General features: G+C 43.5%; 5 protein-coding genes. All 5 read left to right on the forward strand.

Features of this window, described 5'->3' with window-relative positions:
- Positions 1-302 (forward strand): recombinase RecT (locus ACERC7_RS10495; RefSeq protein WP_373666890.1); only part of this gene is annotated, 302 nt, incomplete at its 5' end.
- A 10-nt stretch (positions 303-312) separates the two neighbouring features.
- Positions 313-1,347, forward strand: coding sequence for a DUF1351 domain-containing protein (locus ACERC7_RS10500; RefSeq protein ID WP_373666891.1), 1,035 nt, complete (start codon positions 313-315; stop codon positions 1,345-1,347).
- Positions 1,348-1,349: 2 nt separating this feature from the next.
- Entirely contained in the window at positions 1,350-1,697 is a 348-nt protein-coding gene (locus ACERC7_RS10505; protein ID WP_373666559.1) for a sporulation protein Cse60, read from the forward strand.
- Positions 1,694-1,855 carry a hypothetical protein gene (locus ACERC7_RS10510; RefSeq protein ID WP_373666560.1) on the forward strand — a complete coding sequence of 54 codons (162 nt, stop codon included), beginning with the start codon at positions 1,694-1,696 and terminating at the stop codon, positions 1,853-1,855. Before ACERC7_RS10505 ends, ACERC7_RS10510 begins: the two co-directional genes overlap by 4 nt.
- 271 nt (positions 1,856-2,126) lie before the next feature.
- Positions 2,127-2,501: DNA cytosine methyltransferase (locus ACERC7_RS10515; protein WP_373666561.1), on the forward strand; the 375-nt coding region annotated here is incomplete at its 3' end.

The raw sequence follows: 2,501 nt of genomic DNA on the forward strand, positions 1-2,501 counted from the left end.
AAAGCACTTGGAACTCAATGCCAGCTACCATGATTAGGAAAACAGCTCTAGTTAATGCTCTACGTGAGGCTTTCCCTGAGGATTTGGGCAACATGTACACAGAAGACGACGGAGGGGAAGCATTCAATCGTGTTATCGATGTTGTCCCTGAAAAGTCCCGTGATGAAGTCATTGCCGAAAAAATGGCACAGGTTGAGGTTTGGAAAGCTCAACAGGCTAAGCAGGCAGCATTGGAACATCAAGAAGAGGAAGTTGCAGCCCATGTAGAAGAACCAGTACAGGGCGAACTGCTGGACTACTAGGAGGTAAAATATGCAAGAATTACAGGTTAGGGTCACACAGGCCAAGGTTGAGATTATCGACCGTGAGAAGTTTGAACAGGGTATCAATGCGGTTGTGACTAGGTATGAAAATTACACGGTCACAGCTGCAACCATCAAGGAAGATAAGCAGGTATTGGCTGACCTACGAAAACTCAAGAAGCAGATTTCTGATGAACGTATCAAGATTAAGCGTGAACTGTCGCAATCTGCTGATGAGTTTGATGGGTACATTAAGACCACAAGTAAGCCCCTTGATGATGCCATTGACAAAATCGCTCAAGATGTTAAAGAGTTTGAGGAACACCAAAAAGCCTTGAGACTTGATACAGTCAAGAGCTACATTGCCAAGAAATCCGCTGAGTACATGATTGACCCTCGTGTTTTTGATGGCAAGATTATTGAGTACCTGAAAGCAACAGATTTCATGGCTGACGGTGTGACTTTGAAGAAAGTTACTATGAAAAGCCTTGATGACATGGTTACGTTTGAGTACCAAAAACAGCAGGAATTTGAGCAGGCCAAACGTATGATTTCAGGGCAATGTGCTGAGTATGGTATGAATGACCAGCCGTATATCCGACAACTAAAAGAGCTGACGGTTATGGAAGTTCTGGAACAAATCAAGTCTGATTACTTGTTTGAGCAAGAAAAACAGAAAATGCGTCAAGCTCAAGAGGAACGCGAGCGAATTTTAGCAGCCCAGCGAGCCAAGAAACAGGAGCAGGCTCAAAAATCTACGGAGACCCCAAAATTTGACCCAGAAACAGGCGAAATCTTGGAAGTTGACCCAATACCACACAAAGAACTTGAGGCCGTCAGAGGGGCTGAAAATGCCCCTAAACGCTATACTCAAAAAATGACTTTGGAAATCTATTTTGAGGACACCGCTGAAAAAGACCTCTTCAAGGCGGGTCTTACTCAGCTTGGATTTGATTTCCAACGTAACTACTGGGTCAATGGCTACCGGCGGTTGGACCAGCCTGTTACACAGGAGGAATTGGAAGCTATGAATAATAGGGGTTAATGATGAGAGTGGTATTTTTTGCAGACGATGGCCCACATTGTGAGCCTATTGATGACCAAATCAATAACTGGCTATCCGAAAATGATGTCAAGGTTATTGACATTAAATTCTCCTCTACTACTGCAGCTGTTGCAGATAGTGGCATTAGTGCACAATATTGGCATACTTCCGCATTGGTGCTGTACGCAGAGAAGCCAGCGATTGCCAATTATCCTAAACATGGAACAAGCAAAGGAGAAGGTGTGGGCTTTCTGGAGAGATGTGTTGGCTGTGACCAGATAACAACTTTCAAATCTAAGCATAGTGGTCAAGTAGTCTGCTATGACTGCAAAGAAAGAAGAGAAGCATGATTGAACTTGAAAAATACAAGCTGGTGCTGGAATTTGAGGAAGCCAACCGCCCCTTATCTATTTGCGAAAAACAAGCACTATTGCCTTATTCGTTGGGATATGTGCAGGCTGGGCTGAACTCTTTGGAAAAGGACTATTGTGCAGGGAGGTATGTATGATTGAATTTCTGAAAGAAGCAGGCATGGCTCTCCTGTGGTTCATGTTGGGCTCTCTAATTGGAGAATGTAGCTAGAGAAACAAGGATAACAAAGATAACAAAAAATAATAAAACGTGCCGTGAACCACGTTAAAAGCGAACTAGAACTTATGTGTCAGTCTGGCAATCATGGTCCAGAATGATGTAAAGATGGCGACTGCCCGTATTTAGCCAAACTCACAACCTTGGCAGTCGCATTTTTTTGAAATGATTAAACCAAGAAAGGACGCTGAATGAAATTTTTAGACTTATTTTCTGGTATCGGTGGCTTTCGTCTTGGACTAGAAGCAGCCGGGCATGAATGTATTGGTTTCTGTGAAATTGATAAATTTGCCCGGTCAAGCTATAAAGCAATTCATAACACGGAGGGAGAAGTAGAACTACATGACATCACAACCGTTTCAGATGAGTCTATTCGAGGACTCGGAACTGTTGATATTATCTGTGGCGGATTTCCGTGCCAGGCTTTCAGCATTGCAGGAAACAGACGAGGTTTCCAAGATACAAGAGGAACTCTCTTTTTTGAAATTGCACGGTTCGCATCTATTCTCAGACCCACATATCTTTTCCTTGAGAATGTCAAAGGATTGCTCAACCACGAGGGGGGG

The organism is Streptococcus sp. E17BB, from assembly GCF_041807725.1.
Lineage (GTDB): Bacteria > Bacillota > Bacilli > Lactobacillales > Streptococcaceae > Streptococcus > Streptococcus entericus.